Source organism: Ochrobactrum sp. P6BSIII (genome assembly GCF_014138065.1).
Lineage (GTDB): Bacteria > Pseudomonadota > Alphaproteobacteria > Rhizobiales > Rhizobiaceae > Brucella.
Map to the genome: position 1 here is coordinate 56,670 of NZ_JACGXB010000007.1, position 16,310 is coordinate 72,979.

Here is a 16,310-nt window from a genome sequence, read left to right on the forward strand (position 1 = left end):
TGCTTTCGTCGGAAATAGAGATGGCTACTACGGTCTATTGACTGATAAGGGCGAGTCCACGTGTCTTGAAGTGTATCGAGACGTCGGTGAGTGGCGGCAAGGCCTGCTCCGCTTCTGGATCGACTATGAAGAGTTTGCCATGTTCGGTTTCGATCTCATATTCAATGTGATCTCCCAGATAAGCGGCGTGCGCGATACGGCCCGGAAAATCACCACCAGCCATCGGCTGCAAATTGACAGCGTTCGGGCGGATCGCCAGTTGTGCAGGCCCAGTTCTGGCATTGCGCGCAGCGACACGGTGTGTCAGTGCGCCGATCCGGATAACGGCTTCGTTGTTTTTGGTGGAAATCACTTCGCAGGGAACCACATTCGCCTCTCCCATAAAATCCGCGATGAAAGCGGAGGCGGGGGACTCATAGAGGTCACGCGGGCTGCCTTTTTGAGCAATATTGCCTTCCTTCATCACGATGATGGTGTCTGACACGGCCAGCGCTTCGTCCTGATCATGGGTGACATAGACCGCCGTAAATCCAAGGCGTTGTTGCAACTCACGGATTTCCGTTCGTACGCGTCGGCGCAGTCGCGCATCAAGATTGGAAAGCGGCTCATCCAGAAGCAGAACCTGTGGTTCCAGTACCAAAGCACGAGCCACAGCCACACGCTGCTGTTGCCCGCCCGAAAGTTCCGCAGGCAGGCGATGGCCCATACCGGCCAGACCAACCAACTTCAGTCCTTCTTCCGCACGTTCACGCGCCTCTGCCTTCTTGAAGCCGGAAGATTCCAAGCCATAGGCAACATTGTCCAGCGAACTCATATGTGGAAACAGCGCGTAAGACTGGAACACCATGGAAACGTCGCGTTCATTGGCAGGAAGATTTGTGACGTCTTTTCCACCGATCAGAATGCGTCCCGACGTTGGGTGTTCCAGCCCGGCGAGCAGGCGCAGGGTGGTTGTCTTACCGCAGCCGGATGGTCCCAGCAGGGTGACCAGCGTTCCCGGCTCAACAATGAGGGACAAGTCAGGCAGGGCGGTGAAGCTTCCAAATTTTTTGGAGACGTTCTCGAAAGTCACGGAGCCGGGACGGATCGTAGTCATGCTACTTTCTCCTGATTAACGGTTTTGACGGGCGTGACTGCGGCAACACGATTTTCTCGTCTGAGTTTTCGTTCACCGACAAGCATCTGGAACCCAGTAATGATGACGATCATCACCACAATCAGCATTGAGGAGTAAGCGATGGCGACCCCGAATTCGCCATTTTCGACAAGTCCAACGATATAGGATGTTGCCATATTGTATTGAGCCGAGACCAGAAAGATCACAGCACTGATTGACGTGATGGCGCGCACGAATGAATAGACCAATGTGGCAGTAATGGCCGGGCGCAAAAGCGGCAGAATGACTTTGCGAATGGTCCGGAAACTGTTGGCTCGCAAAGTCAGCGATGCTTCGTCGAGGCTTTTGTCGAGCTGGCTCATTGCCGCGACGCCGCCGCGAACGCCTACTGGCATGTTACGGAAGACAAAGCAGGCAATAAGGATTGCCGCAGTGCCCGTCATTTCGAGTGGCGGCAGATTAAACGCCATAATGTAGCTGACGCCAATCACGGTGCCGGGAATAGCAAAGCTGAGCATCAGCGCAAATTCGAACACATTCCGCCCGACAAAACGCTGGCGGACAATCAGATAGGCAGTGAGCAGGCCAACGGCGGCCGTAAGCGGTGCCGAGAGCAGAGAGATTTCCATCGTGGTCCAGAAGGAGTTCCAAGCGACGCCGGTCCATGCGATGCCGTTTTCGGTCCAGCTAATGGAAAAAGCGCGTGCATAGTGCTCCAGCGTCAGGGTGTTATCCAGCCCCCACTGGCGCACAAAGCCGCCAATGAGGATCATGAGATAAACGATGACAGTGAACATCATCCATGGAATGACCAGTGCATAGACGCCGATTTTCAATCCACGCGGCAGGGCGGCGTGCACGCCTGAATCGCCCTTGCCGGTAACGGTCGCAAAATTCTTGCCCGCCAGCCAAAGGCGCTGGATAAGGAAGGCACTCAGCGTGAAGCATAGAAGCACCATGGCCAGCACGGCTGCGCGCGATGGATCATTTTGTGCGCCGACCACCGCGAAGAAGATTTCGGTCGACAACACTCCGTTGCTGCCGCCCAGCACCATGGGATTGCCGAAGTCGGCCATGCTTTCGATGAATGCTATGAGAAAAGCATTGGCAAGACCTGGCGCCATCAAGGGCAGCGAAACTCTACGGAATGTGCGCCAACGGTCGGCACGCAATGTTTGCGACGCTTCTTCCATTGACGGTGACACGCCTTCAACAACGCCGATGAGAACCAGAAAGGAGATTGGCGTGAAGGACAGAACCTGCGCGATCCAGATGCCGGTGAGACCATAGAGCCAGCGACCCGGCTCGACACCGAATATGTTAGAGATCTGTTCGGTTACCACGCCTGCCCGTCCGAACAACAATGTCAGTGCGAGACCGACAACGAATGGCGGTGTGATGATGGGAAGGATGGTCAGAAGCCGAAGCCCCTTTTTGAAGGGGAAGGCGGTTCGCGTGGCGACGAGCGCGAAAGCGAGGCCCAGTAATGTGGAGCCAGATGCTGTCATTAACGCAAGCCACAATGTGCGCCATGCGACACCGCAGCGTCCTTCTCCAACAATGCAGGCGAAACTCCAGATCGAGGCGTCTTGTATGTTCCCGATGAAACCTTCCGGTTTGAACGAACCATCGAAATCCTGAACGGAGCCAGCAAACATACTGAGCACAGGATAGAATACAAACACGCCTACCAGAGCTACGAGTAAGGTGATCGAGGAAACGACAAAAGCATCGCCTTTCATGACGCCGCGCTCTGCAAGACCGAACGAGAAAATCAGTAGAAAACTAATGCAGATCAGAAGAGCACCGGCACCGAAGGCTGGTTGTCCATCAGCGAGCGGACCGAATAGATTTTCGCTGATTGCCCAGTTCCAACCAGAAATGCCGATTGCCAGCCCTTGAAGGACGAGGAACAGAAGGCCAATTAGGCTTGCCCAGATCAGAATAGGGCTGCGACTGCCCACAGGCAATGTGATGCGGGCAAATGCACAAACAAGCATCAAAGCGACGGGTATGCCAAGCCAATGGCGAGAGAAGGCAAATATCTGCAAAATTCCGGGTGCGTTAGCACTTTCGCTGAACATGTCCGCGAGCCAGCCGAAGCTCAAAAAGCCTTCTTCTATGCGATACCATGGCAATAGAACGAAGGCGACCAGCGCAAGCGCCAGGACGATATCCAGTCTGCGATTTTGCTGAACCATGGGTGCCCGCTTCCCTTCGTGTTTCAGATTTACAGCGATGACCGGTTTAGGTTTTCGCCGCAAAGCCATTCAGGGCAGGCGCGTTGCCAGTAGCGGCAACGCGTCCAAACGACGATAGAAAGTTCAAAGCAGGATCAATTGGCGTGCGCGCCAATTTCCTTGTCCCACCGCTCCAGAAGCTCTTTGCGCTTGGCGGGATCACCATAGGTCTTGAAGTCATAATCGATGAGCTTGATATCCTCAAAGCGCGGTGATTCTTTTGGTACTTCGGCGGACTTGTTCGACGGAAGCTGGAAGGATTTGGCATCCTTCATATGAGATTGAACGTCTGCCGTGAGCGCCCAGTCATACCACTTCTTCGCATTGTCGAGGTTCTTGGCACCTTTAACGATGGACATGGAGCCGATTTCATAACCCGTGCCTTCGCAAGGAGCGATCGATTTGACCGGGAACCCTTCGGCAGTCATCGACACAGCGTCATGCATGAAAACAATGCCAATGCCGGTCTCTCCCCGCGCAGCCGATTTGACCGGCGCCGAACCGGATTTGGTATATTGAGAAACGTTCTCGTTGAGTTTCTTCAGGTAATCATAGGCCTTGTCCTCACCCATGATCTGCACCAGCGTCGCAAGGGCAGTATAGGCGGTGCCGGAAGAGTTGGGGTTGGCCATTTGAATTTCGCCCTTGTAGGACGCGTCCAGCAAGTCAGCCCAGCATTTGGGTTCTTTCAGCTGCTTCTTTGCCAGAATATCGGTGTTGTAGCCCCAGCCGAGCGCGCCCGCATAAACGCCGACAGTGCGATAATTGGCGCTTTCCGCCTGTTTCTTGGCCCAGTCCTGCAACTGATCAAGCATTGGTGACTTATATTCCAGCGTCAGCCCTTCCGAGGCAGCCTGTAAATGCGGGTCGCCAGTACCCGCCCACCAGATATCGGTCTTGGGGTTGCGTGCCTCGGCTCGAATCTTCGCATAAGTTTCGCCGGAAGAAAGCCGAACCATGTTCACTTTGATGCCGCTGTCTTTTTCGAACATGTTCTTCATCTGCTCGCAGATCACGACGTCTGCCGAACAGATCAAATTGAGATTGCCAGCGGCATGTGCTGCGAAAGTTATTGACGATATACCAGCGGCGAGCGCCGCAATCAAAAATGTCGAACGCATTGTTTCCCTCCCAATATCCGGCGCCTCCACGCCGACGTTTTTGCAAACGTGTGCATAATCTTTGCTTTTTGCGCAGAGCTGTCAACGCATTTGTAAAATTCATTCCGAATTTTTGTTAAATGGTTCAATTGTTCTGTTTTAAATTGAAATGTGCACAGCCGTGCAGAAGGGTCTGCCAAGCGTATTGCGCATGATATATGAAACGTATATGATTCATATAATGGCATGGGACTAGGAGACAGTGATGGGTATCGTGAAGATCGGTGACGACCTGCATGAAGAATTGCGTAAGGCGAGCGACGTCATGTGCCGTTCAATCAATGCGCAGGCTGAATACTGGATGAAGATCGGAATGCTGGCGCAGGCCAACCCCGATATGTCGTTCAACGAAATTGTGCAGATGCAGCTGCGTGCGGCACAGGTAGAAATCCCCGTTATGGTCGTTCGGCCATCATGACGAAAACGCCTGCCGAAGTTGAGCAGATGGCGATATCTGGAGCATTGCTGGCTTCTGTGTTTTCGCTTCTGGATCGCACACCGCTTGCTGGGATGACAACGATGCAAGTCAATAATCTGGTCGAGGAGTTCATTACCGGCGAACTACAGGCGCGGCCTGCCAGTAAAGGGCAGTATGACTATCCCTTCGTCCTGAATACCTCAAAAAACAATGTTGTTTGCCACGGCATGCCGTCCGATGATGACGTCATTGCGAATGGCGAGATCATCAACTTCGATATCACCCTTGAAAAGGGCGGCTATATTGCGGATTCCAGCAAGACTTACATGATTGGCGACGTTGCGCCTTTTGCATCCCGTCTGGTACGCGTGACTTATGAGGCGCTGTGGAAAGGCATTGCGGCGGTGCGCCCCGGCGCGACGCTGGGCGATATTGGTTATGCCATCGAGCGCCATGCCAAGCGGCATGACTACAGCGTTGTGCGTGAATATTGCGGGCATGGTATCGGTACGCAAATGCACGAGGAACCGCAGGTTCTCCATTTCGGCAAACCGGGCACCGGAGAACGCTTGCGCGAAGGCATGGTTTTCACCATCGAGCCGATGCTCAATCAGGGGACTGCCAAGGTGAAAACCGAAAAGGATGGCTGGACGGTGGTTACACGCGACGGGAAGCTGTCGGCACAGTTCGAGCACACGGTTGCGGTCACCAGCAATGGCGTACGTGTCCTAACCTTGCGTCCCGACGAAACGAAAATGCTGGCAGCCGTAAAACACGCAGTATGAGCGACAAATGGTTGTCGGAAGGATCTGGCATATCGTTCAAGACTGCTGATCTCGCTATCGATTATGGTCGCGCCGCCATGTCTGAAATTTCTGTTCGAATTTCTCCTTGGTGCAGGGGTAAAGTCCAATAATAGCCTCGCCGTTTTTCACCTCTTCCAACACGAAATCTTCGTAGGTTTCCATACCGACACATTCCTCGGCGATTTCCTCGCAAAGATGCGCGGGAATAACCATGACGCCATCGGCATCGCCCACCAGCACGTCGCCGGGGAACACTGCCGCGTCACCGCAGGAAATTGGCACATTGATGTCGATGGCTTCATGCAGAGTCAGATTGGTCGGCGCTGATGCCTTTGCGCAATAAGCAGGCATGGGCAATTCGCCAATTCCCGTTACGTCGCGAAAACCGCCGTCCGAGACGATGCCTGCCGCACCGCGCAATGCAAGCCGGGTCACTAGTATAGACCCTGCCGTTGCCGCGCGCGCATCCTTTCGCGCATCCATAACCAGAACCCATCCGGGCGGGCAGGTTTCTATGGCGACACGCTGCTTGTGGTCTGGGTTACGGAAGACCGTGATAGGGTTTCGGTCTTCGCGCGCGGGGATATAACGCAAGGTGAAGGCCTGCCCGACCATGTTTTCTGGCTTACGCGCCACCTGAAGCGCACCTTGAATGAACTGATTGCGCAGGCCGCGTTTGTAAAGCGCTGTGGCAACCGAGGCCGTGGAGACCTTTTTCAGCTTGGCGCGGGTTTCATCGGAGAGAACATATTCGCTCATGGTCTGCCTCTTAATAGATCACCGGTTCATCAACCGGACGGCCAAAGTCGGTTTTCAGAAAATCGAAGTCGCAGCCCTTGTCTGCCTGTTCCACATGTTTGGAAAAGACAAAGCCATAGCCGCGTTCATATTTGGGCTCAGGTGTTCTCCAGGCGGCGCGGCGTTCAGCCAGTTCTTCGTCTGGAACAAGCATGTTGAGGCTGCGGGCGGGAATATCGAGTTCCACCATATCGCCTGTCTTCAGGAGGGCGAGCGGTCCTCCGATGAAGGATTCAGGGGCTACATGCAGGACACAGGCGCCAAAACTGGTCCCTGACATGCGGGCATCGGAAATGCGCACCATATCGCGCAGGCCGAGCTTCAAAAGCGCCTTCGGCATAGGGATCATACCCCATTCCGGCATGCCCGGACCGCCTTGCGGCCCGGCGTTCCGTAATACAAGCACTGTGTCCGGTGTTAGCGGATAATCAGGATCATCAATGATCTTTTTCAGCTCGGGGTAGCTGTCTGCAACCAATGCCGGGCCTTTATGACGATGGAATTTCGGATCGCAGGCCGCGGGCTTGATGACCGCTCCATCGGGGCAAAGGTTGCCCTTCAAAACGGCCAGCGAACCTTCGTGATAAACGGGATTGGACAGCGGACGGATAACATCGTCATTCCAGACTTGTACCTTATCCAACCCTTCCACCAGTGCTTCACCCGTAACGGTTATCGCGGTGGGGTCGAGCTTGTCGGCGAGTTGCTTCATCAACGCGCGAATGCCGCCAGCATAATAAAAATCTTCCATCAGATATGTGGTTCCTGATGGTCGAATATTGGCAATCACTGGCGTCGTGCGCCCGATACGGTCGAGATCATCAAGCTCCAACGGAATGCCTGCGCGACGCGCCATGGCAATCAGGTGAATGATGGCATTGGTCGAGCATCCGGTCGCCATTGCAACGATAACCGCATTCTTAACCGCAGCAGACGTTATGATCTGATCAGGCTTCAAATCTTCCCAGACCATCTCGACAATGCGGCGTCCGCATTGGGTAGACATGCGTTGGTGGTTGGCATCAGCAGCTGGAATGGATGACGCGCCGGGAAGGGAGAGCCCCATTGCTTCGGCGATCACCGTCATTGTTGAGGCCGTGCCCATCGTCATGCAGTGACCATAGCTGCGAGCAATGCCGCCTTCGATCCCTTGCCATTCTTCCTTGCCGATGGTGCCTGCGCGGCGTTCATCCCAGAATTTGAACATATCGGTGCCCGAACCCAGCGTCTTCCCGGCATAATTGCCACGAAGCATCGGGCCTGCAGGTAGGAAGATAAAGGGCAGGGCAGCGCTCGTGGCACCCATGATGAGTGCTGGCGTGGTCTTGTCGCATCCGCCCATCAGGATAGCGCCATCGACCGGATGAGAGCGCAGCAGTTCTTCGGTCTCCATCGCAAGCATATTGCGATAGAGCATGGTTGTGGGTTTAACATAGCTTTCGGATAGGGATAGTGCGGGCAGTTCGAGGGGGAAACCGCCTGCCTGCAAGATACCGCGTTTGACCCATTCCACGCGGTCTTTGAAATGGGCATGGCATGGCTGCGCATCCGACCACGTGTTGATGATCGCAATGATCGGCTTGCCTTCCCAGTCCACCGGGTCATAGCCCATCTGCATGGTTCTGGAACGATGACCCGAAGAGCGCTGATCATCCGGCAACATCCAGCGTGAAGAACGCAGATCGGTATATTGCTTTCTGGGCATTTCAAGTTCTCCCCGAAAATTGTCCGGCTCGGCTTATAATCCGCGAGCCAATTTCAGATGTGATTGCAACATTATGAGTTGGTCGACGGAAGCTAGTCATCGCGTGTGTAATCTTGTGCTGTAAACGCGCCGCCTTGATACCGCCGTGTGATCGGATCGCCAGTTTCGGCCAGATTGCCGAAACGTGAGGCGTCGTCCTGCGGCACATATCCGATGCGACTGGCATCGTCCTTTTCCCACCAGCGACCAGCGTTGGCGGAAATTCCCCAGACAATGGCAACGCCGGTTTCGCGCGCTTCGACCGCTCCGATCAAAATCCGCACCAGATCATCCTGTGACAGCCAGGTGGCCAGATGCCGCGCTTCCGTAGGTTCCGGAAGGCATGAACCAATCCGCACATGAACGCTTTCAACGCCATGCTTCTCGAACATCATCTGACCGAGCAGCTCACCATAAGCCTTGGACAGCCCGTAATAGCCATCGGGTTTGAAAGGATGGTCGCTGTTCAGAACAACGTCGCGTTCGTAGAAACCGATCGTGTGATTGGAACTGGCAAAAATAACTCGTTGTTTTTCTGAGCGCGCAGCTTCGAAAATATGCGTGACACCGAGAAGGTTGGCACGGGCGATCAGTTCATAGGGCTTTTCGATACTGATGCCGCCAAAATGCAATATCGCATCGGTTCCGCGAACCAGTTCGGCAACCGCATCGGCATTGCTCAAATCCGCCTGGATGAATTCTGCGTCTTCGGGCAATGCGTCGGGAAATGGCTCAATATCGGACAGGCGCAGGCGGTATCCGGCACGCGAAAGTTTCCGGGTCAGCATGCGGCCAAGATTACCGGAGGCGCCGGTCAAAAGGAGGTGTTTCATTGGGTCAAATTCCCTTCATACGGGCCACTTTTGCCCCGGCAACTGCGATGGTTGCGAGATGCACGCCGCCGGATTGGGGGGCAGATGCCAATTTATCGGCCGATCCAAGGCGGTGTGACGTCAGCGCGATCTGCCTCAGATCGGGACCGCAGAAACAAGGCATTGTCGGAGCCGGAACCGGGACGGGAAAACTGGCAAGTAGAGTTCCATCCGCGTCGAAGCGGTTCAAGACGCCAGCGGATACGCCTGCGCTCCAGTAGGCACCCTCGGCATCGCAAGCGCCGCCGTCCGGCCTGCCGGTTTCTTCGTCGAGATTGCGAATGCGTTTGCGGCCACCCAGATGGCCTGTGGCCGGGTTGAACTCATAGCGGTCGATCCATGGACCACGAGAATCCGTGTGGAACATGGTGGTTCCATCTGGTGTCCAGGCGAGACCATTCGAAACTTCAATATCGTCTGCCATAATCTGAGTATGCCCGTCGGCGGTTATCCGGTAGAGCTTTGCAATGGGCTGCCGTGTCGGACGACAATCCATACTGCCAATCCATAGCGCCCCATCGGGACCAATCTTACCGTCATTCAGACGTGACGTGTCAGGCTCGTCATAGCCGTTCCAGAGTGTCTGTCTGTCACCGCTATCCGGGTCGAACAGAATAACTTCTCGGGCCAGAGCCACAATCAGCTTGCCACTCTCTGCTAGCCCAACACAGGGAACTTCGCTTTCAAAAGTCCAATCGCGCACGGGACCCTTTTCGAGGTCTATTTCGTAAACCTTGCGTCCATTGATATCGCACGCAAAGAGCGTTGCCCTTCGCTCGTCCCAGACGGGACTTTCCATCAGTTCCCCGCGCAGATCAGCAATGCAGTGAAATGGTCCAATCATAATGCGTTCGTCTTTCTGCGGATAACGTCAGGGTGTCCGAGAACAAATTCAGAGAGTGAGAGGCCGAGCCCGGCACCTTCAAAAGGATAGATCAGCCCGTTTTCAATACGCGGCATTACTGTGACCAGATCGCGATACCATGAGGTGTAATAGGCGCGAACAGACTCCTGATAGATGGCATTGGGCGCATTGAGCGACAGATGAATCGAAGCTGCGAAAACGACAGGTCCCGTGCAGTCATGTGGCGCAATGGGGCGCTGGAAAGCTTCGGCCATAGTGGCGATTTTCTTCGCTTCGGAAAGTCCGCCGCACCATGAAATATCCAGCATGACATAATCGGAAGCATCGGCACGCAGAACATCAAGGAACTGCGCGCGGGTTGCCATTGTCTCGCTGGCGCAAACGGCAATGCCGGACTTTTGCGCATAGACCGCAAGTGCTTGCGGGTTCATCATCTTGATCGGGTCTTCGGACCAGAATGGACGGAAAGCTTTCAGTTCCCGTGCAATTGTTAGCGCAGAAGTGAGGTCCCACATGGAGTGGAACTCGACCATGATCTCCATTCTGTCGCCGACAGTATCGCGTATTTGTCGAAATGGCACGAGGGCTTTGTCTAGATCCTGCGCATGGATGAAGTTGCCTCCCGACGCCACAGCGAATGGATCGAACGGCCAGATTTTCATGGCTGTAATGCCTTCGGAAAGGAGGCTTTCGGCCAGCGCTCCTGCATCGCGGTGAAAGGCAAGCTGGTCTTCGTAAGGCCCTTCCTTGCCTTCGTCCGTATCGCCAATATAGCGCCGCGAGCCGCTCTTGTTATAGGTGTAGCCTGCACAGGTATTGTAAGTACGGATGGATTGCCGCGACAGCCCACCCAGCAGTTGGTGGATTGGCTGCCCGGTGACCTTTCCAAAAATATCCCAAAGCGCGATATCGATGGCAGAAGCGGCGCGGATCTCCACACCGGAAGATCGAAAGCCGACATAAGGCTCCAGCAGCAGTTTGGATATCCGGTCGATCTCAAGTGGGTTCTGGCCGATCAGTTGCGGCGCAATATCGCTATGAATATAGGCGGCCACGGCATTCGCGCCGCGAAATGTCTCGCCCAGACCGACGATGCCTTCATCAGTGTGGATTTGAACCCACAAGATGTTGTTCAGGTGCGGTAGCTGCACCGTTTCGACAGCCGTGATCTTCATCAGAGGCTCCTGTTCAGTCTTGCACGCTAATACGCGGATGGTTGACGGTTGCGCGCAACAATTTGCGTGGGATTGACGAAGCGCAGGGCCAGAAGGAGCCAGACTAGCGAAGTGACCATATAAATCACGGCCATGGCGTCGATGGATTGGACGGAGCGAACACCGGCAGCGAACACCGAATAGTAAAGTGCCACCACAAGTGTTTGCGATGTGGGACCTGCTGTCAGGAAGGTCAGTTCAAACATGGCTACCGTACGCACCAAAACCAGAAGCATGGCCGCCAGAACACCGGGTAAAAGCATGGGCAGAAGCACATGGATGAAGAGTTTGAATGTCCCGGCCCCAAATACACGTGCTGCCGCTTCGACCTTGGGGTCGATCTGTTCAATGAACGGGATCATAACGAGAATGACAAAAGGTACGGTCGGGACGAGATTGGCAAGAACCACGCCCCAGAATGTTCCACCGACACCGAATTTATAGAGAACGGTTGCAAGCGGTATCCCGAAGGTTATCGGTGGTACGAGCAGGGGCAAAAGGAAAATCAGCAACACGAATTTCTTGCCGGGAAAATCGCGTCGAGCCATCGCGTAGGCAGCGGTTACGCCGAGAATGCCGGATAGAATAACAACGGCAAAGACCACCTGAAACGTTACCAGCAAGACCTGATCCAGCTGAAATTCGGCCCAAGCCGCCGCATACCAACGCGTCGTGAAAGCGTCCGGCAACCAGGTGCCAAGCCAGCGCGTGCCGAAACTCGATACGACCACAGCCGTGATGACCGCCAGTACATTGAGAACGAAGAAGCCGGTCAGAAGCCAGACAACCGTGATCCAGAGTTTAGAGAGAAGGGATGTATCGCGAACCATGATTTATCCCTTCCCGCCCGCTGTCGAGCCACGATAGAAAAGCGAGCGGACGCCGAGAAGCGCACCGACGACGAGCAACTGTACCGCTGCCATGATCATGGCGATCGAAGACGCCATGGAGTCGTCGTACTGCTCGAATGCAGCTTGTGCTGCAGCAATGGATATGACGCGTGTGGGGCCTGATGGAGCGCCCAAGAGCACGGCGGACGGAAAGACGGCAAAAGCCTGAACGAAGGTAAGGCACGCCGCGACAACCAGTCCCGGCACCAGCAAGGGCAGCATGACATATCGAAAACGCTGCCAGCTATTGGCTCCATGCGTGGCTGCCGCCCGTTCCAACGCAGGGTCGATGCCTGTGATATAGGAGAGCGTCAGTAGAAACGTGAATGGAAAGACGGTTATGACGAGCGAGGCGAAAACACCCCAGTAATTGTTGGTCAGTTTCAATGGACTGTCGATCAGGCCGATGAAAATTAGTGTGCGACTGAACCAGCCTTGCGGACCAAGATAGTTGAGCAGGCCTTCCGCAATCAGAACTGTACCAAGCGTAATAGGCAGAACAAGGATGGTCGTCAGCAACCGTTGACGTCGCATCAGCCGAACGCGCAGGGCGATCGGCACCGCAAACAACACGCTGATAATCGTAACCGGAACGGCAAGCCACAGGGTGGCGCCGATGGTTTTATAGAGAAACGGGTCGGAGAAGAATTTTGCGTAATTGGCGAGCGCGCCACCGCCGTCCAACGGATTGAACGACAGAACCAGACCATAGAGAAACGGGTAAATGAAGACGCCGATCACAAACAACAGAGCGGGCAGGATCAGCAGCGTCACGCCGTCAAAGCCACGATTGGCCAGCCTTTGTCGTAGGCCGGGTGTCAGTGGAGCTTCGGCATATCGCTCTTGAGCTATATCGGCCATATCTCAGCCCTCCGCCGGAAAGACGAGCGCATTGGCGGCATCGATGCCAAGTTCAATCTGGCTGCCGGGCTCTACGCCTTTGGGACCGTGAAAGATCAGTTCCAGACCGGTTTGCGTGCGTGCTGTGCCCACATATTCACGGCCGCGATATTCGATGGTTTCGACTGTTGCTTCTAGGGTGTTCTGATGGGTTGAGCCTGAAACGACATCGTCGCCGCGCGCCATCAAAATGGCTTCGTCTCCGACTTTCAACGTATCAGCCGCACGCCCGGTCAGCTCACTGCCTGCAACCGCTATCGTCGCCTGCCCGTTTTCTATACGGGTGATCTTACCGGGTAGGGCGTTTCGAAATCCCATGAATGCGGCAACATCTCTGTAAAGAGGCGCTTCATAAAGCTCGTTGGGCTTGCCAACTTGGCGGATCTCACCATCACGCAACACCACAATGCGATCTGCAAGCGACAAGGCTTCATCCTGATCATGCGTAACGTAGATTGTGGTGGAACCAAGCTGATTGTGGATGCGACGGATTTCGGCGCGCATCTCAAGGCGAAGCTTGGCGTCGAGATTGGAAAGCGGCTCATCCATCAAAACCAGAGGAGGCTCGATCACAATAGCGCGGGCAATGGCTACACGCTGTTGTTGGCCGCCAGAGAGTTGTCCAGGGAGCTTTTCTTCCTGTCCTTGCAAGCGCACCAGAGCGAGCGCAGCGCGTGAGCGCTTCTCTATTTCGCTTTTGGCTAGTCCACGCATTTTAAGGCCGAAGCCAACATTCTGCAGAACGTTCATATGTGGAAACAGCGCATAGTTCTGGAAAACCATGCCAAAGCCACGATCCTCCGGCTTCAGCTGGTCGACGCGACGGTTATCGATATAAATGCCGCCGCCCGTAGTGCCGAGAAGACCGGCTATGCAATTGAGAGCGGTTGATTTTCCGCAACCGGAAGGGCCGAGAAGTGCGATAAATTCGCCTTTCCGGATGGTGAGGTTGATTTCCCTCAGCGCATTGAAAGTTCCGAATGATCGGCTCATCCGGTCTAGCCGGAGTTCTTGAAAGGACATTGACGCAAACACCATGATTGGTTTGACGATCATGGACCCTTCCGGGCGGGCCGATACTGCTCGCCCGGAAATGCCCGTTTAAGAGCTTAGCTGGCCGCGACCTCTTCATCCCAGCGCCGGAAAGCGGCTACAAGCGCCTCCGGTTCAAGCGGTAGTTCAATCGGATTGTTGGCGATCCACTCCGCATATTCGGGGCGTCCGAATTCAGCGATGATGTTCTGGCTTTCCTTCGGCGCCATCTCAATCGTAACGTCCTTGACCGCAGGGCCTGGATAGAAATAACCGGCATCGTAAGAATAAGCCTGCTGATCCGGCTTCAATGCGAATTTGATGAACTCCATCAAAACGGCGATCTTTTCTTCCGAAACACCCTTTGGAATTGCAAAATAATGCGCATCGCAAACCCAATGGAAACCCTCAAGCTTGCTGACACCCATCTCCTTCGGCACGACGCCGAGCGCACGCGGATTGATGTCCCAGCCCGTGGTGGTCACCGTCATATCACGAGTGCCTTCGCCCAGTTCCTTCATCAGGGCGCCGGTGCCTGCCGGATAATATTCGATGTTCTTGTGCAATTCCTTCAGATAGGCCCAGGTCTTTTCCCAACCATTGATAGGATCTTTCGGATTGCTGTCGCCGAGAAGATAGGGCAGGCCCATCAGGAATGTACGTCCGGGACCGGAATTGGCGGGACGTGCATAAATGAACTTCTTCGGGTTCTCCTTGGTCCAGGCCAGAAGTTCCTCAGCGTTTTTAGGCGCGGTCTTGACCTTGTCCGGATGGAATTCAAGAAGTGGGCCCGACGGGTAATAAGAAACCACGACGCCTTTGCCCTTGGACATTTCCTGCATGCGCCATGCTGGCTCAAGATAGATGTCCTGAAGCTTGGGCAGGCCGTTTTCCGGCAGAGCAATGATATCGGTCCAGATATCGTCGGCAAGTCCTGCCGACAGTGCGTCAGGGCCGACAATGACCAGATCGATATCGATGCGGTTGGCGCGTTGTTGAGCCTTGATCTTGCCCGGCAGTTCAGGCGCTGGCGCCTTGTTGAAAGTAAAGCGCGAAACGAGTGCCTTTTGTTCGGATGCAAAATTATCAAATATCGGTTGGGTCAGGGCAAGATTGCCGGCAGCATCGATAACGTTCAATGCTACGGGTGATGATGGCAGCTTTGCCGACTGTGCCCAAACACCTTTCGGCAGCATGATCCCCATGCCTGTCGCAAGCCCGGCCCCCGCCATGAATGTACGGCGTGAAATTCCCTTATTCATGTTCTCCTCCATTTTGGTTCTGCGGTACGTCCGTCTTCTCCCTGTCAGGACGCCCTGATTTCATCTGTCAGACTAAGCCATCTGTCTCCCAACCCGCGACGATCTGCTGAAGCGTTTCGCGGTCATGCTTTTCAAGTTGCGGCAGCCCCGGAAGCCGGACCCTGCCCACGGCAAGCCATTGAATTTGCAATGCTTCCTTGACGACCGTCACATTGGCGCCATTGCGGTATTTTGTGCGCATGGTTTCGAATTCGGCGATGCTCTCGACAAGCGAACGCGCGCGATTGTAATCGCCTGCTTCCAGTGCTTTCCACACGGCGAGCGAACGCTTGGGCGCAACATTGACCAGCCCGGATGTGAAGCCGCGTCCGCCAAGCGCATAGAAGGGCAGGGCCCAGCTTTCCGCGAGGCCGCAAATCCAGGTGGCATCCATTCCTTTTGTTGCCCGGCAGCATTCAAAAAACAGCATCGTGTTCTGGGATGCGAACTTGACCCCGGCGACTTTCGGATGGGTGGCAAGCCGGACCATTTCATCAAGAGGTATCAGATCAGAACGGATATAGGCGACGATCGGCAGTTCAATCGCTTCTGCAATCGCGATAAAGTAGTCAACCTGAGCGTGCGGAGCTGCAAAGGGATCGAGCGGGTGATGGATCATCACGCCGTCCGCACCGGCGGCGCTTGCCGCTTTTGCTACTTTTATGGCTTCACGCACCGAACGTCCCGCAGCCGCGGTGACGGCTGCCTTTCCGGCAACGGCCTCAATTGCAATGGCCTGCAGGCGGATGACTTCGTTTTCGGTTAGGCTATAGAACTCTCCGGTGTTGCCGCCACTGACAATGTTATGAACGCCGGCATCAGCGATGCGCGAGACAATTTTTGCCGTCAGCGCCGGGTCGATTTCGCCCTGCGCGTCATAAGCGGTTGCATGCACGCCCGAAATGCCGCGAAGCACCCGGCGGTAGCCTGCTAGATCCATTGTTTCCTCCCAA

General features: G+C 54.9%; 15 protein-coding genes. 2 read left to right on the forward strand and 13 right to left on the reverse strand.

All coding sequences use genetic code 11. From position 1 onward, the window contains the following. Positions 1–34: 34 nt before the first annotated feature. The 3 genes from FHW00_RS11660 to FHW00_RS11670 form a co-directional block, all read right to left on the reverse strand. Entirely contained in the window at positions 35–1,096 is a 1,062-nt protein-coding gene (locus FHW00_RS11660; RefSeq protein WP_078340637.1) for an ABC transporter ATP-binding protein, read from the reverse strand. Continuing rightward, positions 1,093–3,318 (reverse strand): ABC transporter permease, encoded by a 2,226-nt coding sequence (locus FHW00_RS11665; RefSeq protein WP_078340636.1) that lies wholly within the window; start codon positions 3,316–3,318, stop codon positions 1,093–1,095. Before FHW00_RS11665 ends, FHW00_RS11660 begins: the two co-directional genes overlap by 4 nt. A gap of 134 nt (positions 3,319–3,452) precedes the next feature. After that, positions 3,453–4,478 carry an ABC transporter substrate-binding protein gene (locus FHW00_RS11670; protein WP_078340635.1) on the reverse strand — a complete coding sequence of 342 codons (1,026 nt, stop codon included), beginning with the start codon at positions 4,476–4,478 and terminating at the stop codon, positions 3,453–3,455. A 244-nt stretch (positions 4,479–4,722) separates the two neighbouring features. On the opposite strand from FHW00_RS11670, the gene FHW00_RS11675 reads away from it, so the two are divergent. Then, entirely contained in the window at positions 4,723–4,935 is a 213-nt protein-coding gene (locus tag FHW00_RS11675; RefSeq protein ID WP_078340634.1) for a ParD-like family protein, read from the forward strand. Further along, the gene (map, locus tag FHW00_RS11680) at positions 4,932–5,720 is read left to right on the forward strand and encodes a type I methionyl aminopeptidase (protein ID WP_078340633.1); all 789 of its coding nucleotides are present in this window, start codon (positions 4,932–4,934) and stop codon (positions 5,718–5,720) included. Before FHW00_RS11675 ends, map begins: the two co-directional genes overlap by 4 nt. Before the next feature lie 54 nt (positions 5,721–5,774). Here the strand turns inward: map and FHW00_RS11685 are convergent, their stop codons facing one another. From FHW00_RS11685 to FHW00_RS11730, 10 genes are all read right to left on the reverse strand, one after another. Further along, complete coding sequence (locus tag FHW00_RS11685) at positions 5,775–6,500, reverse strand: ribonuclease activity regulator RraA (protein WP_078340632.1); 726 nt, start codon at positions 6,498–6,500, stop codon at positions 5,775–5,777. 10 nt (positions 6,501–6,510) lie between these two features. Next, a complete protein-coding gene (gene araD / locus FHW00_RS11690) occupies positions 6,511–8,244 on the reverse strand; it encodes an L-arabinonate dehydratase (RefSeq protein ID WP_078340631.1) in 1,734 nt (577 codons plus the stop codon). A gap of 92 nt (positions 8,245–8,336) precedes the next feature. After that, positions 8,337–9,116: an NAD-dependent epimerase/dehydratase family protein gene (locus FHW00_RS11695; RefSeq protein ID WP_078340630.1), complete on the reverse strand. Its 780-nt coding sequence runs from the start codon at positions 9,114–9,116 to the stop codon at positions 8,337–8,339. A gap of 4 nt (positions 9,117–9,120) precedes the next feature. Beyond that, on the reverse strand, positions 9,121–9,999 hold the full coding sequence (locus tag FHW00_RS11700) for an SMP-30/gluconolactonase/LRE family protein (protein WP_078340629.1): 879 nt from the start codon (positions 9,997–9,999) through the stop codon (positions 9,121–9,123). Next, on the reverse strand, positions 9,996–11,195 hold the full coding sequence (locus FHW00_RS11705; protein ID WP_078340628.1) for a mandelate racemase/muconate lactonizing enzyme family protein: 1,200 nt from the start codon (positions 11,193–11,195) through the stop codon (positions 9,996–9,998). Before FHW00_RS11705 ends, FHW00_RS11700 begins: the two co-directional genes overlap by 4 nt. 26 nt (positions 11,196–11,221) lie before the next feature. Continuing rightward, on the reverse strand, positions 11,222–12,064 hold the full coding sequence (locus FHW00_RS11710; RefSeq protein ID WP_078340627.1) for an ABC transporter permease: 843 nt from the start codon (positions 12,062–12,064) through the stop codon (positions 11,222–11,224). A gap of 3 nt (positions 12,065–12,067) precedes the next feature. Then, positions 12,068–12,976: a carbohydrate ABC transporter permease gene (locus FHW00_RS11715; RefSeq protein WP_139364438.1), complete on the reverse strand. Its 909-nt coding sequence runs from the start codon at positions 12,974–12,976 to the stop codon at positions 12,068–12,070. 12 nt (positions 12,977–12,988) lie between these two features. Beyond that, a complete protein-coding gene (locus FHW00_RS11720; protein ID WP_176168370.1) occupies positions 12,989–14,062 on the reverse strand; it encodes an ABC transporter ATP-binding protein in 1,074 nt (357 codons plus the stop codon). A gap of 71 nt (positions 14,063–14,133) precedes the next feature. After that, on the reverse strand, positions 14,134–15,288 hold the full coding sequence (locus FHW00_RS11725) for an extracellular solute-binding protein (protein ID WP_440632334.1): 1,155 nt from the start codon (positions 15,286–15,288) through the stop codon (positions 14,134–14,136). Positions 15,289–15,385: 97 nt separating this feature from the next. Then, on the reverse strand, positions 15,386–16,297 hold the full coding sequence (locus FHW00_RS11730) for a dihydrodipicolinate synthase family protein (RefSeq protein WP_078340625.1): 912 nt from the start codon (positions 16,295–16,297) through the stop codon (positions 15,386–15,388). Between the last annotated feature and the right edge of the window lie 13 nt (positions 16,298–16,310).